13 protein-coding genes and 1 pseudogene are annotated in these 16,667 nt (G+C 71.8%); 11 read left to right on the top strand and 3 right to left on the bottom strand.

What is annotated here, in order from left to right:
- Window positions 1–19: 19 nt before the first annotated feature.
- The 6 genes from WA675_RS02590 (at window position 20) to WA675_RS02615 (ending at window position 5,674) form a co-directional block, all read left to right on the top strand.
- Window positions 20–1,204 carry an ABC transporter ATP-binding protein gene (locus tag WA675_RS02590; RefSeq protein WP_336081527.1) on the top strand — a complete coding sequence of 395 codons (1,185 nt, stop codon included), beginning with the start codon at window positions 20–22 and terminating at the stop codon, window positions 1,202–1,204.
- Between the two features lie 133 nt (window positions 1,205–1,337).
- Complete coding sequence (locus WA675_RS02595) at window positions 1,338–2,228, top strand: 2-aminoethylphosphonate ABC transporter permease subunit (protein WP_336081528.1); 891 nt, start codon at window positions 1,338–1,340, stop codon at window positions 2,226–2,228.
- A 2-nt stretch (window positions 2,229–2,230) separates the two neighbouring features.
- Window positions 2,231–3,028 (top strand): ABC transporter permease, encoded by a 798-nt coding sequence (locus WA675_RS02600; RefSeq protein WP_336081529.1) that lies wholly within the window; start codon window positions 2,231–2,233, stop codon window positions 3,026–3,028.
- Between the two features lie 52 nt (window positions 3,029–3,080).
- Window positions 3,081–3,755 (top strand): hypothetical protein, encoded by a 675-nt coding sequence (locus WA675_RS02605; protein WP_336081531.1) that lies wholly within the window; start codon window positions 3,081–3,083, stop codon window positions 3,753–3,755.
- A 62-nt stretch (window positions 3,756–3,817) separates the two neighbouring features.
- A complete protein-coding gene (locus tag WA675_RS02610) occupies window positions 3,818–4,921 on the top strand; it encodes a WD40 repeat domain-containing protein (RefSeq protein ID WP_336081533.1) in 1,104 nt (367 codons plus the stop codon).
- A 147-nt stretch (window positions 4,922–5,068) separates the two neighbouring features.
- Complete coding sequence (locus tag WA675_RS02615) at window positions 5,069–5,674, top strand: DUF4126 domain-containing protein (RefSeq protein WP_336081535.1); 606 nt, start codon at window positions 5,069–5,071, stop codon at window positions 5,672–5,674.
- A 69-nt stretch (window positions 5,675–5,743) separates the two neighbouring features.
- On the opposite strand, the gene WA675_RS02620 is transcribed toward WA675_RS02615, so the two are convergent.
- Complete coding sequence (locus WA675_RS02620) at window positions 5,744–6,463, bottom strand: HAD-IA family hydrolase (RefSeq protein WP_336081536.1); 720 nt, start codon at window positions 6,461–6,463, stop codon at window positions 5,744–5,746.
- Window positions 6,460–8,673: a transketolase family protein gene (locus WA675_RS02625; RefSeq protein ID WP_336081538.1), complete on the bottom strand. Its 2,214-nt coding sequence runs from the start codon at window positions 8,671–8,673 to the stop codon at window positions 6,460–6,462. Before WA675_RS02625 ends, WA675_RS02620 begins: the two co-directional genes overlap by 4 nt.
- A gap of 135 nt (window positions 8,674–8,808) precedes the next feature.
- Here WA675_RS02625 and WA675_RS02630 point away from each other — a divergent pair, with 135 nt between their 5' ends.
- Complete coding sequence (locus WA675_RS02630) at window positions 8,809–9,471, top strand: response regulator transcription factor (protein WP_336081540.1); 663 nt, start codon at window positions 8,809–8,811, stop codon at window positions 9,469–9,471.
- A 263-nt stretch (window positions 9,472–9,734) separates the two neighbouring features.
- A pseudogene (locus WA675_RS02635) lies at window positions 9,735–10,601 on the top strand (sensor histidine kinase); the annotation flags it as partial.
- A gap of 18 nt (window positions 10,602–10,619) precedes the next feature.
- Here the strand turns inward: WA675_RS02635 and WA675_RS02640 are convergent.
- Window positions 10,620–11,609 carry a class I fructose-bisphosphate aldolase gene (locus tag WA675_RS02640; RefSeq protein ID WP_336081541.1) on the bottom strand — a complete coding sequence of 330 codons (990 nt, stop codon included), beginning with the start codon at window positions 11,607–11,609 and terminating at the stop codon, window positions 10,620–10,622.
- Window positions 11,610–11,744: 135 nt separating this feature from the next.
- Here WA675_RS02640 and WA675_RS02645 point away from each other — a divergent pair, with 135 nt between their 5' ends.
- From WA675_RS02645 to WA675_RS02655, 3 genes are read left to right on the top strand one after another with little or no spacing between them, the layout of a single operon-like run.
- On the top strand, window positions 11,745–14,018 hold the full coding sequence (locus tag WA675_RS02645; RefSeq protein ID WP_336081542.1) for an FdhF/YdeP family oxidoreductase: 2,274 nt from the start codon (window positions 11,745–11,747) through the stop codon (window positions 14,016–14,018).
- 13 nt (window positions 14,019–14,031) lie between these two features.
- Window positions 14,032–14,895, top strand: coding sequence for a type I methionyl aminopeptidase (gene map / locus WA675_RS02650; protein WP_336081543.1), 864 nt, complete (start codon window positions 14,032–14,034; stop codon window positions 14,893–14,895).
- A complete protein-coding gene (locus tag WA675_RS02655) occupies window positions 14,892–16,529 on the top strand; it encodes a cobyric acid synthase (protein WP_336081545.1) in 1,638 nt (545 codons plus the stop codon). Before map ends, WA675_RS02655 begins: the two co-directional genes overlap by 4 nt.
- The last annotated feature ends 138 nt before the right edge of the window (window positions 16,530–16,667 follow it).

Genomic DNA, 16,667 nt, shown 5'->3' on the forward strand with positions numbered 1-16,667 from the left:
TGCTGGCGAGGAGTTGACGATGTCCGACGGTGACCTCCGTACGAAATCCACGACCGCTGCCGTGGCGGCGGCCGAACCGGCGATCGTGTTCGACCGGGTCGGGGTCCGCTACGGGCGGGGCCGCAAGGCCACCACCGCGCTGGCCGATTTCTCCCTGCGCGTCGCCGTCGGCGAGACCGTCGCGCTGCTGGGCCCGAGCGGGTCGGGCAAGTCGACCGCGCTCAAGGCGCTGGCCGGGTTCGTCCGGCCCACCTCGGGCGCGGTGCGGCTGGCCGGACGCGATGTCACCGCGCTCTCGCCCGCCCGGCGTGGGATCGGTGTCGTGGTGCAGTCCTATGCGCTGTTCCCGCATCTGAGCGTGCACGGCAATGTGGCGTTCGGGCTGACATCGCATCGGGTGCCGCGCGCGGAGATCGGCGCGCGGGTCACCGAGGCGCTGGAGATGGTCGGGATGGCCGGGTACGCGCGGCGGCTGCCGCGCGAGCTGTCCGGTGGGCAGCAGCAGCGGGTGGCGATCGCCAGGGCGCTGGCCATCCGGCCGCCGGTGCTGCTGCTCGACGAACCGCTCGCCGCGCTCGACGCGCAGCTGCGGCATGCCATGCTCGGCGAGCTCCAGCAGTTGCGCCAGGCGCTGCCCGACACGGCGATGCTGTATGTCACCCACGATCAGGCCGAGGCGCTGGCGCTGGCCGACCGGATCGCGGTGATGCGCGAGGCCCGCCTGGTCGACCTCGACACCGCCGAGAACCTGTGGCAGCGTCCGCCCACCGATTTCACCGCCGGATTCCTTGGCGGCGCGAATCTGGTGTCGTGCACTGTCAACCACGTCGCCGGTACGGCGGCCCTGGTCAGCGCGGGGACCACCACTCTGCGCGCGCAGGCCCCGGCACCCGGTGTCGGCCGCGCCGCATGGGCGCCGGAGGACGAAGCGCTGCTGTGTATCCGGCCGCACACCGTCACCCTCGGCAAGCCCGGCGAGCACGAGGCCCTGCGCGCCACCGTGCTGAGCGCGGTCTGGCGGGGCGCCTCGACCCGGGTCGAACTGGCCGTCGACGGGCTGCCGGAAGGTCTCGCCGCCGAGGTGCCGGGGCACTTCACCGCCGAGCCGGGGGCGATCGTCGGCGTGCGTCTGCCGGATCCGGCGGGCGTGCTCATTCCGCGTCCGGTCGGTGATGCGGTGCGCGGACAGGGGAGCGAGTCATGAGCGGACCCGGAGCGGGAAGGCCACGACCGGCGTCGCTCCGTGACCCGCGGTGCGCTGCCGGGCCCGCAGCGGCTCCCCTTCGTCCGTCGGACCGTGGCGTGGTCGTCGCGGTGTGTGGCGCGGAGGTGCGGTGATGAGCACATCGATGCTGGATCGTCCCGCGCCCGAAGCGAAATCCCCTGCGGTGCGGCGAACCTGGCTGCCGGTGCTGTGGACGCTGCCGCCGGTTCTCGTGGTCCTCGGGATCGCGGGGTACCCGATTCTGCGGGTGCTCACCGAGTCCGTCGAGACACCGACCGGGCGCGGGACCGAGGTGTGGACCTCGGTGCTCGGGTCCGCCGCGTTCCGGGACGCGTTGTGGCGCACCGTGTCCATCGCCGTCTGCTCGACGGCGGGCTGCCTGGTGCTGGGCACCTTCCTCGCGGTGGTGCTGGCCTTCGTGCCGTTTCCGGGTTCGGGGGTGGTCGGGCGGCTCGTCGACACGATCCTGACCCTGCCGTCGTTCCTGATCACCCTCGCCTTCACCTTCCTCTACGGCACGGCGGGCGCGGTGAACGCGCTGCTGGCCGAGCTGACCGGCGCCACCCAGCCGGTCATCGACTTCCTCACCATGCCGCTCGGGGTGATCCTGGCCGAGATCACCTACTTCACCCCGTTCGTGGTGCGGCCGCTGCTGGCCGCGTTCGCCCAGCTCCCGCGCGAACAGCTCGATGTGGCGGCCAGTCTCGGCGCGTCACCGTGGCGGGTGCTGCGCCAAGTGGTGCTGCCGGAGGCGTGGCCCGCGCTCGCGGCGGGCGGCAGCCTGGTGCTGCTGCTGACGCTCAACGAGTTCGGCATCGTCCTGTTCACCGGCGCCAAGGGCGTACTCACCCTGCCCGCGCTGATCTACACCCGCGGCATCGTCACCTTCGACCTGCCCGGCGCCGCGGTGCTGGCCTCGGTCCAGGTGCTGCTCTCGCTCGGCCTGTACCTCGCCTACCGGTTCGTCTTCGCCCGGTTCACCGCCCGCCCGAAGGGGGACTGATCGTGCTCATCTGGACTCCGCGCGGAAAAGCGCTGGTGCTCGGTGTTTTCGGGCTGGTGGTCGCGGTGGTGTTCGTCGCGCCGATCGCCACCGTGGTCGCCGCCGCGCTGGCGGGCAGCTGGACCGGCCCGCTGCCCTCCAACCTCGGCGTCGCCCGGCTGGGTGACGCGCTCAGCGGCGAGCAGGCCGCGAGCCTGTCGGTGAGCCTGCAGACCGCGCTGCTCGCCGGTGCGGTGTCGCTGGTCCTGGGCACCTGGGCCGCGCTGGCCTCCCGGGAGGCGCCGGGCTGGCTGCGTCGCCTCACCGACGCGGTGTTCCACCTTCCGGTCGCCGTCCCGTCGGTCGCGCTCGGACTCGGCGTCCTCATCGCCTTCAACGAGCGTCCCCTCCTGCTCGGCGGCACCAAGTGGATCGTCATCCTGGCCCACAGCGTCCTGGTCCTCGCCTACGCCTTCAGCGCCGTCTCCGCCGCCCTCGATCGCCTCGACCCCGCCTACCGCCAGGCCGCCGAATCCCTCGGCGCGGGCCCGGTCCGGGTCCTGTGTCAGATCACGCTGCCGCTGCTGCTCCCCGCGCTCGGCGCTGCCGCCGGGCTCGCCATCGCCCTGTCCATGGGCGAACTCGGCGCCACGATCATGGTCTATCCCGCCACCTGGAAAACGCTGCCGGTCAGCATCTTCGCCCAGACCGACCGAGGCGAGGTCTTCGACGCGGCGGCCGGAACGACCGTGCTCGTCGTGGTGACCCTGGTCGTCCTGGTGGTGCTGGGCCGGGTCCGGGGACGGGTGGCCCTGCGGTGAGGCGCCCCCACCACTTCCGGGGGCATCCCGTGACTCGAGCTAGGTTGTGCCCGTGAATGCGCGCGTCGTCCCCGGTCAGCTCGTCGAGGTCCCGGTGCCGGACATGACCGGCATGGACCGCCGGTGCTTCGGCGAGTTCATCGGCCCCCAGGGCGAACTCGCCTCCTACGCCATCGGCTGGACGACCGGCGCCGACCCGCACGCCGCCCGCGTCACCGTCGGCATCGGCGCGGGCAACCCCGGCGGCGCCACCTTCCACGCCGTCGCCTTCCCCCACGAGGATTCGTACGCCTACGCCCTCGTCGACGACCCCTTCGAGAACGTCCCCGAAGGCGGCCCCGACCTGACCGCCGACCAGGCCCGCGCCCACGACGACCTCCCCTTCATCTGGTGGGTCATCGACCGCGTGGTCGAACAGGACCCCCGAGCCTGGTGGATGCGCCACTGGCTCACCCGAACCCGGTGCATCCAGACCCCCGAGGTCTTCGACCTGCGCGAACCCGTCCTCCTGGTCGCCAACGACCACGACGGCATCTGGCAACTCATCGGCGCGACCTCCGCCGACACCGAAGGCCACCTCGGCCATCTCCACCACGCCATCGACGAGGACCCCACCCTCGCCGAGGTCCTCGACCTCCCGCCGGGCTGGCACGCCACCCGCACCGCGCCGGGCCAACCATGGTGCCGGGAGAAAGTGACCGAAGAACCCGAGCCCCAGGCACTCTGAGCTTCCCGACCGGTCCGACACGAGCGACTAGCTCGCCGGGCGACGCCGAATATCATCGCGGCGTGTGGCAGTGGAGGAAGGGCCTCGCCGAGCGGGCCGCGAAAACCGATCCGGCGGCGACGAAGCCGAGCGACGACGAGCCGGTCTCGCCCTCGGATCTCACGGGTGACTTCGAGACCGCGCGGCGGTTGATCGAGACGGGTGCTCACGAGGATGTGGTGATCCATCCCTCGTTGCCGGAAGCGTTGAGCAGCATGTGCTCCGGCGCCGTTCTGGTGCGGTGGCGATTGTCGCCCACCCCGGAGCCGGTGCGGGTCATCCCGGTGTCCGGACCGGGGAAGACCTGGGGTCTGCGCGGGTCGGCCGCCGGGACCGGGGTCGCGGCTGTCGCCTCCGGAACGGTGCTGTTGTGGGACTGGCGCGACCTCGGCGTGGTCGAGGAACTGCCCGCTGAGCTGCTTCCGGATCGCGTGCAGGGACACCCCGCGTGGTCGTCGGACGGTCGGTTGCTGGCGCTCGTCGGCGGTGAGGAACTGGTGATCGTCGATGTGGCGCGCGGACTGCGGTATGACGCCGACAGCGATGATGACGAGGACGGGATCATGTTCGGCGATTGGAGTATCACCCCACGGTTCTCGCCCGACGGTCGTCGTCTCGCGGTCGGCAACAGCATGCAGGGAACGGTGTGGCTCAGCATGATCGGTGTCTCGGCGGACGTCGTCCTCACCGAGCGGTACGCGCGAGGGGATGTGCCACAGCGCGACCTCAGCGAGCTGGTCGTCTCGGTGGTGTTCAGCCCGGACGGTAGCCGGTTCGCCGCGTGGGTCCGACCCGACGTCGGGCGGACCCGGGCCAACGGCTACCGCGGTGGGCTCGTGGTCAGGGAATCGGCGACGGGTGACCCGGTGTGGGATCTCCGCGTCGACAACGAGGTGACCGGTGAGCCCGGTGCGGCGTGGTCGGCGCCCTTGTGTTTCACGGCGTGTGGCACCTGGATCGCGGTCGGCCTGGATACCGGTGTGCTCTGGGCGGATGCCGAGACCGGGGTGCCCGCTGCCGAACTCACGCCGATCGGCGAGGTTCGTGCGCTGGCGGGTGCCGCCCACGTCGGCGTTGTGGCGGCTACCGATCATGGTGTCCATCGGCTCTCGCCTCCTGCGCGATAGCGTCGGCGCCTGTGCGGACGCGGTTCCGACGGGCAGGACATCGGGCGATACCGGAGACCGCTCGGTGGACGATGTCGTCCGAAGGCCGGGAGCACGACACGGGGTGAGTGGGCCGGTGGTGTCGGTGGGCGGGCCTAGGGTGGGCGGATGTCGGTGCTGCCTCTGATTTTCACCGCGGGCTGGGCCAGCGGGATCAATGCGTATGCGGTGGTGTTTCTGCTCGGGGTGTTCGGGCGGATCGGGTGGGCGGGGGACGTGCCGCCGGGGTTGCAGCGGACCGATGTGCTGATCGCGGCGGGGGTGTTGTTCGTGATCGAGGCGGTGGCGGACAAGATCCCATTTCTGGATTCGTTCTGGGACGCGGTGCATACCGTGGTGCGGCCCGCGTCGGGGGCGGTGGTGGCGGCGCTCATCGCGGGGCAGGACGATTCGCTGCCGACCCTGTTCGCCGCCGCGGTGGGTGGGACGACGGCGCTGGCCAGTCATATCGTCAAGGCGGGGACGCGGATGGCGGTGAACACCTCGCCGGAGCCGGTCACCAATATCGCGTTGAGCACGGTCGAGGATCTCGGGGTGGGTGGGGTGGTCACCCTGGCGGTGTTCTTCCCGGTGCTGGCGGCGGTGATCGCGGCGGTCTCGCTGGCGATCGGGTTGTGGGTGGTCTATCAGTGCGCCAGCAGGATCCGGCGGTATCTGCGACGGCGGCGGGAACGCCGGGAGCGGCGGCCGGGACCGGTCGACTCGCTCGAATAGGACCACCCCGCGCCGCACCCGGCGGGTGGATGCCGGGTGGCCTCGCTGGTGGTCGAAGCCCACGAATCCTCACCCGGGGCGGGGTGCCGAGCGGGAGGTTTTGCGGAGGTACTGGTCGAACCAGGTGATGAGTTCGGGGTCGTCCAGGCCGTCGGCGACGAGGTGGGCCGCTGACAGGTCGTGGGTGCGGGTGTAGCTGTTCTGCGCGGCGACGCAGCGCAGGCCAGCGGACACCGCCGCGCGGACGCCGTTGGCGGAATCCTCCACGGCCACGGCCTGTTCCGGGAGGAGACCGGTTCGTTCGAGGACCTCGTGGTAGACGGCCGGATGCGGTTTCAGCTGGGGCACTTCGGTTCCGGTGACGATGGTGTCGAAAACCGCGCCGAAGGTGTGTGCCAGGAGCGGGGCGACCCAGGCGCGGGTGCCGGTGGTCGCCACGTGCAGGCGGAGGCCGCCCGCGCGCAGCCGCTCGATCAGCTCGAGCGCGCCGGGCCTGGGCCGGATCCGCCCTTCGGACACCATGTCCCGCATGAGGGCGGTCTTGCGCCGGTGCAGGCGCTGGGCCAGGTCCCACGATTCGGCCGGGGTGCGGCCGGTGTTCTCGAACCAGTGCGCGAGCCGATGCGCGCCGCCGGTGATCGCCAGCAGGCGTCCGTAGGTCTCGACATCCCAGCGGTCGGGGAGCCCGGCCTCGGCGAAGGCGGCGTTGAAGGCCACCCGGTGGCCGTCGCGTTCGCTGTCGACCAGCGTGCCGTCGACATCGAAGACGACCGCGCTCAACCGCCTCATCGCGCACCGCCCAGGAACGCGCGGATCCGCGCGAGCACGGCCGCGGCGGTGAGCCCGTGCCGCGCCAGCACCTCGTGCCCCGGCCCGCTGTGCCCGAACTCGTCGATGCCGATCGCCAGATCGACCAGCCCGGCCCACCCCGCGGTACTCCCCGCCTCGACGCTGATCCGCACCGCCGCCGGATCGGGGACGTACCGGCTGCAGTCCAGCACGGACACCGCCCGCGCCGGTTGCCCTTGCGCCCGCAGACTCTCGGCGACCGCCGCCGCCAGCGCGACTTCGGACCCGGTCGCCACGATCTCGACCGTGCGGTGCCCCTGCCCGCTGTGGCGATCGAGCCCGACGACGTGACCTTCGACGGCGCCCTGGGCAGCCATCGCCCGACCCGGCGTGTCCGGTCGCTCGCCGACGATCGGAAAGATCCTCGACCTCGCGGCTACCGGCGTGGTCGGATGCCCGGCCGCGGTGCGCTGGTCGTTGGACAATGTGGATTCGCGGTGGGCAGGCGCGGGCCCGTCGGAGGCGTGCACTGTGGTCGCGGCCGGTGCGCGATCGTCGGAGACCGCGCCGATGTCCCGGGCATCGTCACTGCCGCGGATGACCGTGCTCGCTTCCAGCTGCGGCAGGGACTGGCGCGACAGGATCAGGGCAGTCGGCCCGTCGGTGCGGGTGAGCGCCAGTTCCCAGGCCAGGGCGGTGTCGGCGTCGTCGGCGGGGCGCAGGACCTGGAGGCCGGGGATCAGGCGGAGGGATTCCAGGTGTTCGACCGGCTGGTGGGTGGGTCCGTCCTCGCCGACGGCGACGGAATCGTGGGTGAGCACGTAGATCACCGGCTGGCCCATCAGCGCCGACAACCGCAGGGCCGGGCGTAGATAGTCGGCGAAGACCAGGAAGGTCGAGCCGAACACGCGGAATCCGCCGTGCAGGCTGATCCCGTTGAGGACCGCCGCCATGCCGAACTCGCGGATACCGAAGGCGATCGCGCGAGGGGAGAAATCGTCGCGGGTCAGCACCGGTCCGAAGGCGGTACCGGTCGAGCCCGCGAGGTCGGCCGAGCCACCCACCAGCTCCGGCAGCACCGCCGCGGCGGCGGTCAGACACGCCTGGGAGGACTGGCGGGTCGCGCGCGGGGAGGTGCCCACGATCCGGGCGAGCGCGCCGGGCAGGCCCTCGGGCAGGATCGCGGCCCGCGCCCGCGTGAACTCGGCCGCCGATTCCGGTGCGGCAGCGTCGAATTCGGCCCGGCGACGCGTCCAGTCGGCGTGATCCTCGGCACCCAGGGCCGCGAGCACCGCGCACGTCGCGGCCACCGGCTCGGGCACCGTGAACGGCGGATACTCCCATCCCACCGCCGCTTTGGCCCGCGCGAGCTGGTCGGCCCCCAGTGGCGCACCGTGTGCCGCCGAGGTACCCGCCACGTCCGGCGCGCCGTGCCCGATCACCGTGCGGACCGCCAGAAAACTCGGTCGCGGATCGTCTTTCGCCCGGACCAGTGCCGCATCGATCGCCGCGAGATCGGTCCCGTCCGCGATCACCTCGGTATGCCAGCCGTAGGCGGCGAAGCGGGCGAGCTGGTCGTCCCCGCACGCGCGCTCGACCGCGCCGTCGATGGTGATCTCGTTGTCGTCCCACAGCACGACCAACCGGCCGAGCCCGAGATGCCCGGCCAGCGAGGCGGCTTCGTGGCTCACCCCCTCCATCAGGCAGCCGTCGCCGACGATCGCGTAGGTGCGGTGGTCGGTGATCGCGGGGAACCGCGCGTGGGTCATCCGCTCCGCGACCGCCATGCCCACCGCCATCGCCAGGCCCTGCCCGAGCGGGCCGGTGGTGCACTCGACACCCGGTGTCATACCGAACTCCGGATGCCCCGGCGTCCGCGACCCCAGCTGCCGGAACCGGCGCAATTCCTCGACAGGCAGGTCGTAGCCGAACAGGTGTAGCAGCGCGTACAGCAGCGCCGACCCGTGCCCGGCCGAGAGCACGAACCGGTCCCGGTCGGCCCAATCCGGATCGGCCGGATCGTGGCGCAGATGCCTGCTCCACAGCGTCCACGCCAGCGGCGCCGCCCCCATCGGCATCCCGGGATGACCGGAGCGGGCGGCCTCCACCATGTCGGCGGCCAGGAACCGCAGGGTGTCGACGGCGAGCCGGTCGGTGTCGGGCCGCACCGCGGGTGCGTCGAGCGGGCGGGGGACGGAGAACGGCGACATGGGCGCTACCTTCCGGTCGGGTCCGTTCATCGGACCGCATCCCGGCCCGGCCCGGGTCCCCCCGCCGGGTGGCCTCGCGGGTGAGATGTGCGAAATGCCGGGGGCGGCACGGGTTTTCCGCCGTACTCTGGGGTGATGCCGGAGCTGCACCCGTTACGGCTTGTGCTCGTCGACGATCACGAGATGGTCCTGCACGGACTCGACGCCATGCTCGGCCACTTCCCCGACCAGGTGCGCATCGTCGGCCGGGCCACCACCGAGACCACCGCGTTGCGCACCGTCGCCGAACTCCGGCCCGACATCGTGCTCTGCGATGTGCGGCTGGGCAAGGCCAGCGGCCTCGACCTGTGCAGGCAGCTCACCACGCAGTATCCGGCGACCAAGGTCGTGCTGCTCACCGTGTACGACGACGAGCACTACCTGTATCAAGCCCTGCGCGTCGGCGCCGCGGGCTACATCCTCAAGCGGGTCGACGGCCGCGAACTCGTCGCCCAGCTGGTGCGAGTCAGCGAGGGGGAGACGGTCGTGGACGCGGCCTTGGCCGGGCGGGTCGCCCTGGCGGCGGCCCGGCTCGACGCGGGCCAGTTCTGGTCCGGCGCGCACCTGGGCCTGACCCAGCGCGAATCCGAAGTGCTCGGCCTGCTCGTCTCGGGCCATTCCAACCGGGCGGTCGCGGGCAAACTCGTGGTCAGCGAGGACACCGTGAAAACCCACCTGCGCGGGCTGTATCGAAAACTGGGCGTGTCGGATCGCAGCGGCGCGATCGCGGTCGCCCTGCGGGAGGGGCTGTTCCGGTGAACCCGGTGCCGAGCGCGGCCGACCTCGCCGGGACCTTCGCCGCCGACGGCGCCCTGCTCTACGCCGTCGACGGCCAGGACCTCACCGTCGTCGACCTCTGGCCACCGCACCCCTCGGCGGGCGCGCTGCGACTCCAGGTCGGTTTCGGCGTGACCGGACAGGTCGCCCGCACCGGAACCCCGATCCTGCTCGAGGTCGACTCGCCCCGGAACCCGCTGCACCGCAAGCTCCTGTGCCTGGAACCGGAACAGACCATCACCCGGATGTGCCTGCCACTGCCCGGCTTGGCCGAGGAAGTGGTCGGCGTGCTCGCCCTGCACCGCGACCCGGCCGATCCCTTCGGACCGGCCGACCTGGCCCGCGCGCGACCCGGCGCGGCCGTGCTCGGTCTGTGGTTGCACGCCCAGCGGCTCTGGCGCACGGTCAACCGGCACCGCACCGAACGCGACCGGCTGGTCGAGCAGGCGGTCTCCGCGCAGGAGGCCGAGCGCCGCCGCATCGCCTTCGACCTGCACGACGGGGTCACCACCGCCCTGGCGTCGATGGCCTTCCACCTCTCCGCCGCCGACCTCACCGTCACCGAACTGGCCGCGCGCCACAGCACCGACGCCGCCGGGGCCCGCGCTCTGCGCCGCGCCCGCGCCGAACTGGTGAGCGCCCGCGAACTGGCCGATGTCGCCTATCACCAGACCAGGGCCGCGATCTCGGGCCTGCACAGCCTGGTCCTCGACGACCTCGGCCTGGTCGCCGCCATCGAATCGCTGGTGCGCACGGCGAGCAAGGACACCGCCACCCCGCCGATCGAATTCCTGGTCGACCCGGCCGCCGCCGTCGGCGACCTCGCCGATCACGCGGCCGCCGCCCTGTACCGGATCGCCCAGGAAGCCCTGGCCAATGCCGTCGAACACGCGCGGGCCCACCGGATCGTGCTCTCGCTGCGCCGCGTCGGCGACTCGGTGGTCTTCGGCTGTTCCGACGACGGCATCGGCTTCGACCCGGCCGCCCGCCGGGCCGCCCGGGCCCACGGCGAACAGCACTTCGGGCTGAGCTCGATCGCCGAACGCTGCGCCATCATCGAGGCGTCGCTGCGGGTGGAATCGCTGGCGGGCCGGGGGACGACGGTGCTGGTGGAACTTCCGGTGGGCGGGTCAGCGGGTCGCCGCCGCGGCGGTGCGGCAGTTGTCGAGCAGGACCCGCTGGGCCGCGCCGACCTCGGCCGGGTCCCCGGCCCAGGTGCGCAGCGCGGCGCTGACCAAGGCGCGACCGAAGGAGAAGGTCACCGCCCAGAGCCGGTCGGGCCGGGCTTCGAGCGCGGCGAGGTACTCACAGACCCGGCCGGTCGGCTGCCCACCGGACAGGAACGCGATCCCGGGGACAGCGGCGGGGACGGTATCGCGTAGCACCGCGCAGGTCCGGGCCGCGACCGCGGCGGCGGGCGCGGGATCGGCGTCCAGACCGGGCGTGACGAAATTCGGTTTGAGTACCAGCCCCGCCGGATCCACCCCGGCCTCGGCCAGCTCGGCGAACAGCGCGCCCACCGCGAGCCGGGTCGCCCGCTCGGCGTCGGCCAGCTCGTGGTCGCCGGTGCACAGCACCTCCGGTTCGACGATCGGCACGACCCCGTGCTGCTGACACAGCGCCGCGTAGCGCGCCAGCGCGTGCCCGTTGGCCCGGGCCGAGGCGGGGGTGATCGTGCCGACGTCGAACACCGCGCGCCACTTGGCGAAGGCCGCGCCGCGCTCGGCGTACGACGCCAGCCGGGCACCCAGGCCGTCGAGGCCCTCGGTGATCAGCGCGCCGCCCTGGCCGGGCAGGGGCGTGGTGCCGGTGTCGACCTTGATGCCGGGCAGGATGCCGAGCTCGCGTGCCGCCGCCGGGAAGCCGCGGCCGTCGGCGAGGAACTGGCCGAAGGTCTCGTCGCACAGGATGATCCCGCTGACCCACCGGTGCAGGCCGTCGGCGGTGAGCAGCAGCTCGCGGTAGTCGCGCCGGGCGGGCGCGCTCGCGGGCACCCCGGCCTGCTCGAGCCGGGCGGACATGGTCTTGATCGACTCGTCGGCGGCGAGGACGCCGCGCCCGCCGCCGGTGAGCTGCTGGGCGATCTCGGCGAGGGCGGTGGTGGCGGGGAGTGTCGTCATGCTGATCAGGGTGGCCGGTCGGCGCGGACGCCGTCCTCACCCGCGCGGGCGATCCCGGGTGTGAGATCACGCGTTGACAGCGGTGCCGATCGTCGGCGAGCCTGGGGCGAGGTGCCCACGAGAAGCGAGGCGGTCATGACCACGATCGAGGACCCGCAGGACGACCTGTCGGTCACGTCACCCAAGACTTGGGCGGCCGGAGTCCCCGGCGTCGTGCACGCCCTCGAGTACTCCTTCGCGCAGACCTCGCCCACGCGCACCGCGCTGACCCTGCTCAACATCAACCAGACCGAGGGTTTCGACTGCCCCGGCTGCGCCTGGCCCGAGCCGAAGCACCGGCACAAGAACGAGTACTGCGAGAACGGCGCCAAGCACATCGCCGACGAGGCCACCACCCGCCGCGTCACCCGCGAGTTCTTCGCCACCCACCCCGTCGCCGAACTCGACACCAGGTCCGACTACTGGCTCAACCAGCAGGGCAGACTCACCGAGCCGATGGTCAAACGCCCCGGCGCCACCCACTACGAGCCGCTCGGCTGGGACGACGCGCTCGACCTGATCGCCACCGAACTGCGCGGCCTCGACTCGCCCGACCAGGCGCTGTTCTACACCTCCGGCCGGGTCGGCAACGAGGCCGCCTTCCTGCTGCAGCTGTTCGCCCGCGCCTACGGCACCAACAATCTGCCCGACTGCTCCAACATGTGCCACGAGTCCAGTGGATCGGCACTGAACGAGACCCTCGGCGTCGGCAAGGGCAGCGTCTCGCTCGACGACATCTACCAGGCCGACCTGATCTTCGTCGTCGGCCAGAACCCCGGCACCAACCATCCGCGCATGCTCTCGGCGCTGGAACAGACCAAGCGCAACGGCGGCGCGATCGTGGCGGTCAACCCGCTGCCCGAGGCCGGGCTGCTGCGGTTCAAGAACCCGCAGGTGCCGCGCGGGGTGATCGGGCGCGGCACCGCCATCGCCGACGAATTCCTGCAGATCAAACCCGGTGGCGACCTCGCGCTGTTCCAGCTGCTCAACCGGCTGCTGCTGGAGGCCGAGGACGCCGCCCCCGGCACCGTGCTCGACCACGCCTTCATCGACGCGCACACCAGCGGCTTCGCCGAATTCGCCGCACACGCCAGGACCATCGGCTGGGACGACGCCCTGCGCGCGACCGGGCTGCGCCGCGCGGAGATCGAACGGGTGCACCGGCGGGTGCTGGCGAGCGAGAAGATCATCGTCTGCTGGGCGATGGGCCTCACCCAGCACAAACACGGCGTGCCGACCATTCGCGAGATCGTCGACTTCCTGCTGCTGCGCGGCAATCTCGGCCGTCCGGGCGCGGGCGTGTGCCCGGTGCGCGGCCACAGCAATGTCCAAGGCGACCGCACCATGGGCATCTGGGAGCGCATGCCGCAGTCCTTCCTGGACGCGCTCGAAGCCGAGTTCGGGTTCACGCCGCCGTCGGCGCACGGCCTGGATTCGGTCGGCGCCATCCGCGCCATGCGCGACGGCGCCGCGCGGGTCTTCGTCGGTGTCGCGGGCAATTTCGCGCGCGCCACCCCCGACAGCACGGTCACCGAGGCGGCGCTGCGCCAGTGCTCGCTGACCGTGCAGATCTCCACCAAACTCAACCGCTCGCACACGATCTGCGGCGAGACCGCGCTGATCCTGCCCACCCTGGGCCGCAGCGATCGCGACATCCAGGCGGGCGGCGAGCAGTTCGTCACCGTCGAGGACTCGATGAGCGAGGTGCACGCCTCGCGCGGCCGCCTAGATCCCGCCGCGCCCGGCCTGCTCAGCGAGGTCGCCATCATCGCCGGGCTGGCCCGGCGCACCCTCGGGCCGGGCGGGGCCATCCCGTGGGAGGAGTTCGTCGCCGACTACGGCACCATCCGCGACCGCATCGCGCGCGTGGTGCCCGGCTTCGCCGACTTCAACGCCCGGGTCGCGCGGCCGGGTGGGTTGCGGCTGGTCAACCCGGTCAACGAGGGTGTCTACCGGACCGCCACCGGCAAGGCCCGGTTCACCCGCAACGACTTCACCGAGCTCGCCGTGCCGCCGGGCTACCTGCTGTTGCAGTCGCTGCGCTCGCACGACCAGTGGAACACCATCCCGTACGCCAACAACGACCGCTACCGGGGCATCCACCACGCCCGCCGGGTGGTCCTGGTCAATCCCGATGACCTGGCCGAACGCGATCTCGCCGACGGCGCCACCGTCGACATCGTGAGCGTGTGGCACGACGGCACCGAACGACGCGCCGAGGGCTTCACCGTCGTCGGCTACCCGGCCAGCCGTGGTTCGGCGGCCGCCTACTACCCGGAGACCAATGTGCTGGTGCCCCTCGACAGCGTCGCCGACATCAGCAATACGCCCACCTCCAAGGGCATCGTGGTCCGTTTGGAACCCGCGTAGCTAGACTCGCCTCATGTCCGTGCGCACCCGTCAGCCACTCGTTCCCGGCACCCAGTCGCCGATCCGGGATGTCCCGCGTTCCATCGAGCGTCCCGAATACGTGGGGAAGAAGACCGCCAACGAGGGGCACGAGCCCTGGGTGCAGACGGCCGAGACCATCGAGAAGATGCGGATCGCGGGCAAGATCGCGGCCCAGGCGCTGGACGAGGCGGGCAAGGCGGTGGCGCCCGGCGTCACCACCGACGAACTCGACCGCATCGCGCACGAGTACATGTGCGACCACGGCGCCTACCCCTCCACCCTCGGTTACAAGGGCTTCCCCAAGTCCTGCTGCACCTCGCTCAACGAGGTCATCTGCCACGGCATCCCCGACTCGACGGTGATCCAGGACGGCGACATCGTCAATATCGACGTCACCGCCTACATCCACGGCGTGCACGGCGACACCAACCGCACCTTCCTGGCCGGTGATGTCGACGAGGAGGTGCGCCTGCTGGTTGAGCGCACCGAGGAGGCCACCAACCGGGCCATCAAGGCGGTCAAGCCGGGCCGGGCGCTCAATGTGATCGGCCGGGTCATCGAGGCCTACGCCAACCGCTTCGGCTACGGCGTGGTCCGCGACTTCACCGGCCACGGTGTGGGCCCCACCTTCCACAGCGGCCTGGTGATCCTGCACTACGACCAGCCGAACATCGAGTCCGTCATCGAGCCGGGCATGACCTTCACCATCGAGCCGATGATCAACCTCGGCGGCATCGACTACGACATCTGGGACGACGGCTGGACCGTGGTCACCAAGGACCGCAAGTGGACCGCCCAGTTCGAGCACACCCTGGTGGTCACCGAGACGGGCGCGGAAATCCTCACCCTGCCGTGAGCGGGGCCGCGTTGCGCGGTGCGCTGCTGATCGCGGGCACCACCTCCGACGCCGGGAAAAGCGTTGTCGTGGCCGGAATCTGCCGGATGCTGGCGCGGCGCGGAGTACGGGTGGCGCCGTTCAAGGCGCAGAACATGTCCAACAACTCCGTCGTCACCCTCGACGGCGGGGAGATCGGCCGCGCGCAGGCTCTCCAAGCGCGAGCCTGTGGGCTCGAGCCGAGCGTGCGGTTCAACCCGGTGCTGCTCAAGCCCGGTAGCGATCGGCGTTCGCAGCTGGTGGTCCGGGGCAAGGCGGTCGGAACCGTCGGGGCGCGTGACTATTTCACCCGGCGGCAGCAGTTGCGCGAGGTGGTCGCGGCCGAACTCGCCTCGCTGCGCGCCGAATTCGATGTGGTGATCTGTGAGGGTGCCGGGTCGCCCGCCGAGATCAACCTGCGGGCAACGGATCTGGCGAACATGGGTCTGGCGCGGGCGGCGGATCTGCCCGTTCTCGTTGTCGGCGATATCGATCGTGGGGGAGTGCTGGCACACCTGTTCGGCACGGTCGCCGTGCTGGAACCCGAAGACCAGCAGCTCATTTCGGGCTTCATCGTCAACAAGTTCCGCGGTGATGTCGCCCTGCTGCAACCCGGCCTCGACCAGCTCGCCGCCCGCACCGGCCGCCCCACCCTCGGCGTCCTGCCCTTCGCCGATGACCTCTGGCTCGACGCCGAAGACTCCCTCGGCACCGTCGCGGGCACCCCCGTCGGCCGCCCCGGCCCCCCGCACGGCAGCGAATGGCTCACCGTGGCCGCCGTCCGCCTGCCCCGCATCTCCAACTCCACCGACATCGAAGCCCTCGCCTGCGAACCCGGCGTCGCCGTCCGCTGGGCCGACGGCCCCGACCAGCTCACCACCGCCGACCTGGTCGTCCTCCCCGGCTCCAAAGCCACGATCTCGGACCTGGAATGGTTGCGCGCCAAAGGAATCGATGCGGCCCTGCACGCCCGCGCCGCCACCGGGCGACCGATCCTGGGTATCTGCGGCGGCTACCAGATGCTCGGCCGCCGCATTGTCGACGGCATCGAGTACTCCGCCGCACGGCCCAGCGCCGCCATGGGGGCCGCGGCCGACGGCACGCCGCCGCAGGATCGGCAGTTCCTCGACGCACCCCACCGCGACGGTGCCTCCGCCGGGCACCCGTGGATCGCGGACGGCCTCGGCCTCCTCGATCTGGACATCGAATTCGCCGACCCCAAGATCGCCCGCCAGGTCACCGGGCACGCGGGCGAGATCCCCGTCCACGGCTACGAGATTCACCACGGCCGTGTCCGGCGCACCGGCGACCCTGCCTGGCTCACCATCGACGGCGAGCCCGAAGGCAGTGCGCGCGCGGCGATCTGGGGCACCCACGTCCACGGCCTGCTCGAATCCGACGAGTTCCGCCGCCACTGGCTCACCGAGGTCGCCGCACGCGCGGGCCGTACCGGCTTCACCGTGTCCCCGGCCACCTCCGTCGCCGCCACCCGCACCGCCCAACTCGACCTCCTGGCGGATCTTGTCGAGTCCCACCTCGACCTCGCCGCCCTCGACACCCTGATCGCCCAGGGCGCGCCGGTCCGGCCGACCATCCGCTCCGGCCTGACCCGGTAGTCGACGGGCCGGGCGCTGTCGGCACCGGGCAGAGCGTGACCGCCGAGTTCGAGCTCGACGGCGGCACCGATGGCGTGCCGGGCGGCGGGCAAGACCGTCGAGCGCTGCGGCGAACCGGGTGTGCACGAAGTACGGGAC

The organism is Nocardia sp. SSK8 (assembly GCF_037034205.1).
Taxonomy (GTDB): domain Bacteria; phylum Actinomycetota; class Actinomycetes; order Mycobacteriales; family Mycobacteriaceae; genus Nocardia.

Bases quoted from the DNA above. Each gene is read 5' to 3' on its own strand.
- WA675_RS02590 (WP_336081527.1), top strand. From the start codon at position 20: ATGTCCGACGGTGACCTCCGTACGAAATCCACGACCGCTGCCGTGGCG.
- WA675_RS02595 (WP_336081528.1), top strand. From the start codon at position 1,338: ATGAGCACATCGATGCTGGATCGTCCCGCGCCCGAAGCGAAATCCCCT.
- WA675_RS02615 (WP_336081535.1), top strand. From the start codon at position 5,069: ATGTCGGTGCTGCCTCTGATTTTCACCGCGGGCTGGGCCAGCGGGATC.
- WA675_RS02620 (WP_336081536.1), bottom strand. From the start codon at position 6,463: ATGAGGCGGTTGAGCGCGGTCGTCTTCGATGTCGACGGCACGCTGGTC.
- WA675_RS02625 (WP_336081538.1), bottom strand. From the start codon at position 8,673: ATGTCGCCGTTCTCCGTCCCCCGCCCGCTCGACGCACCCGCGGTGCGG.
- WA675_RS02630 (WP_336081540.1), top strand. From the start codon at position 8,809: ATGCCGGAGCTGCACCCGTTACGGCTTGTGCTCGTCGACGATCACGAG.
- WA675_RS02640 (WP_336081541.1), bottom strand. From the start codon at position 11,609: ATGACGACACTCCCCGCCACCACCGCCCTCGCCGAGATCGCCCAGCAG.
- WA675_RS02645 (WP_336081542.1), top strand. From the start codon at position 11,745: ATGACCACGATCGAGGACCCGCAGGACGACCTGTCGGTCACGTCACCC.
- map (WP_336081543.1), top strand. From the start codon at position 14,032: ATGTCCGTGCGCACCCGTCAGCCACTCGTTCCCGGCACCCAGTCGCCG.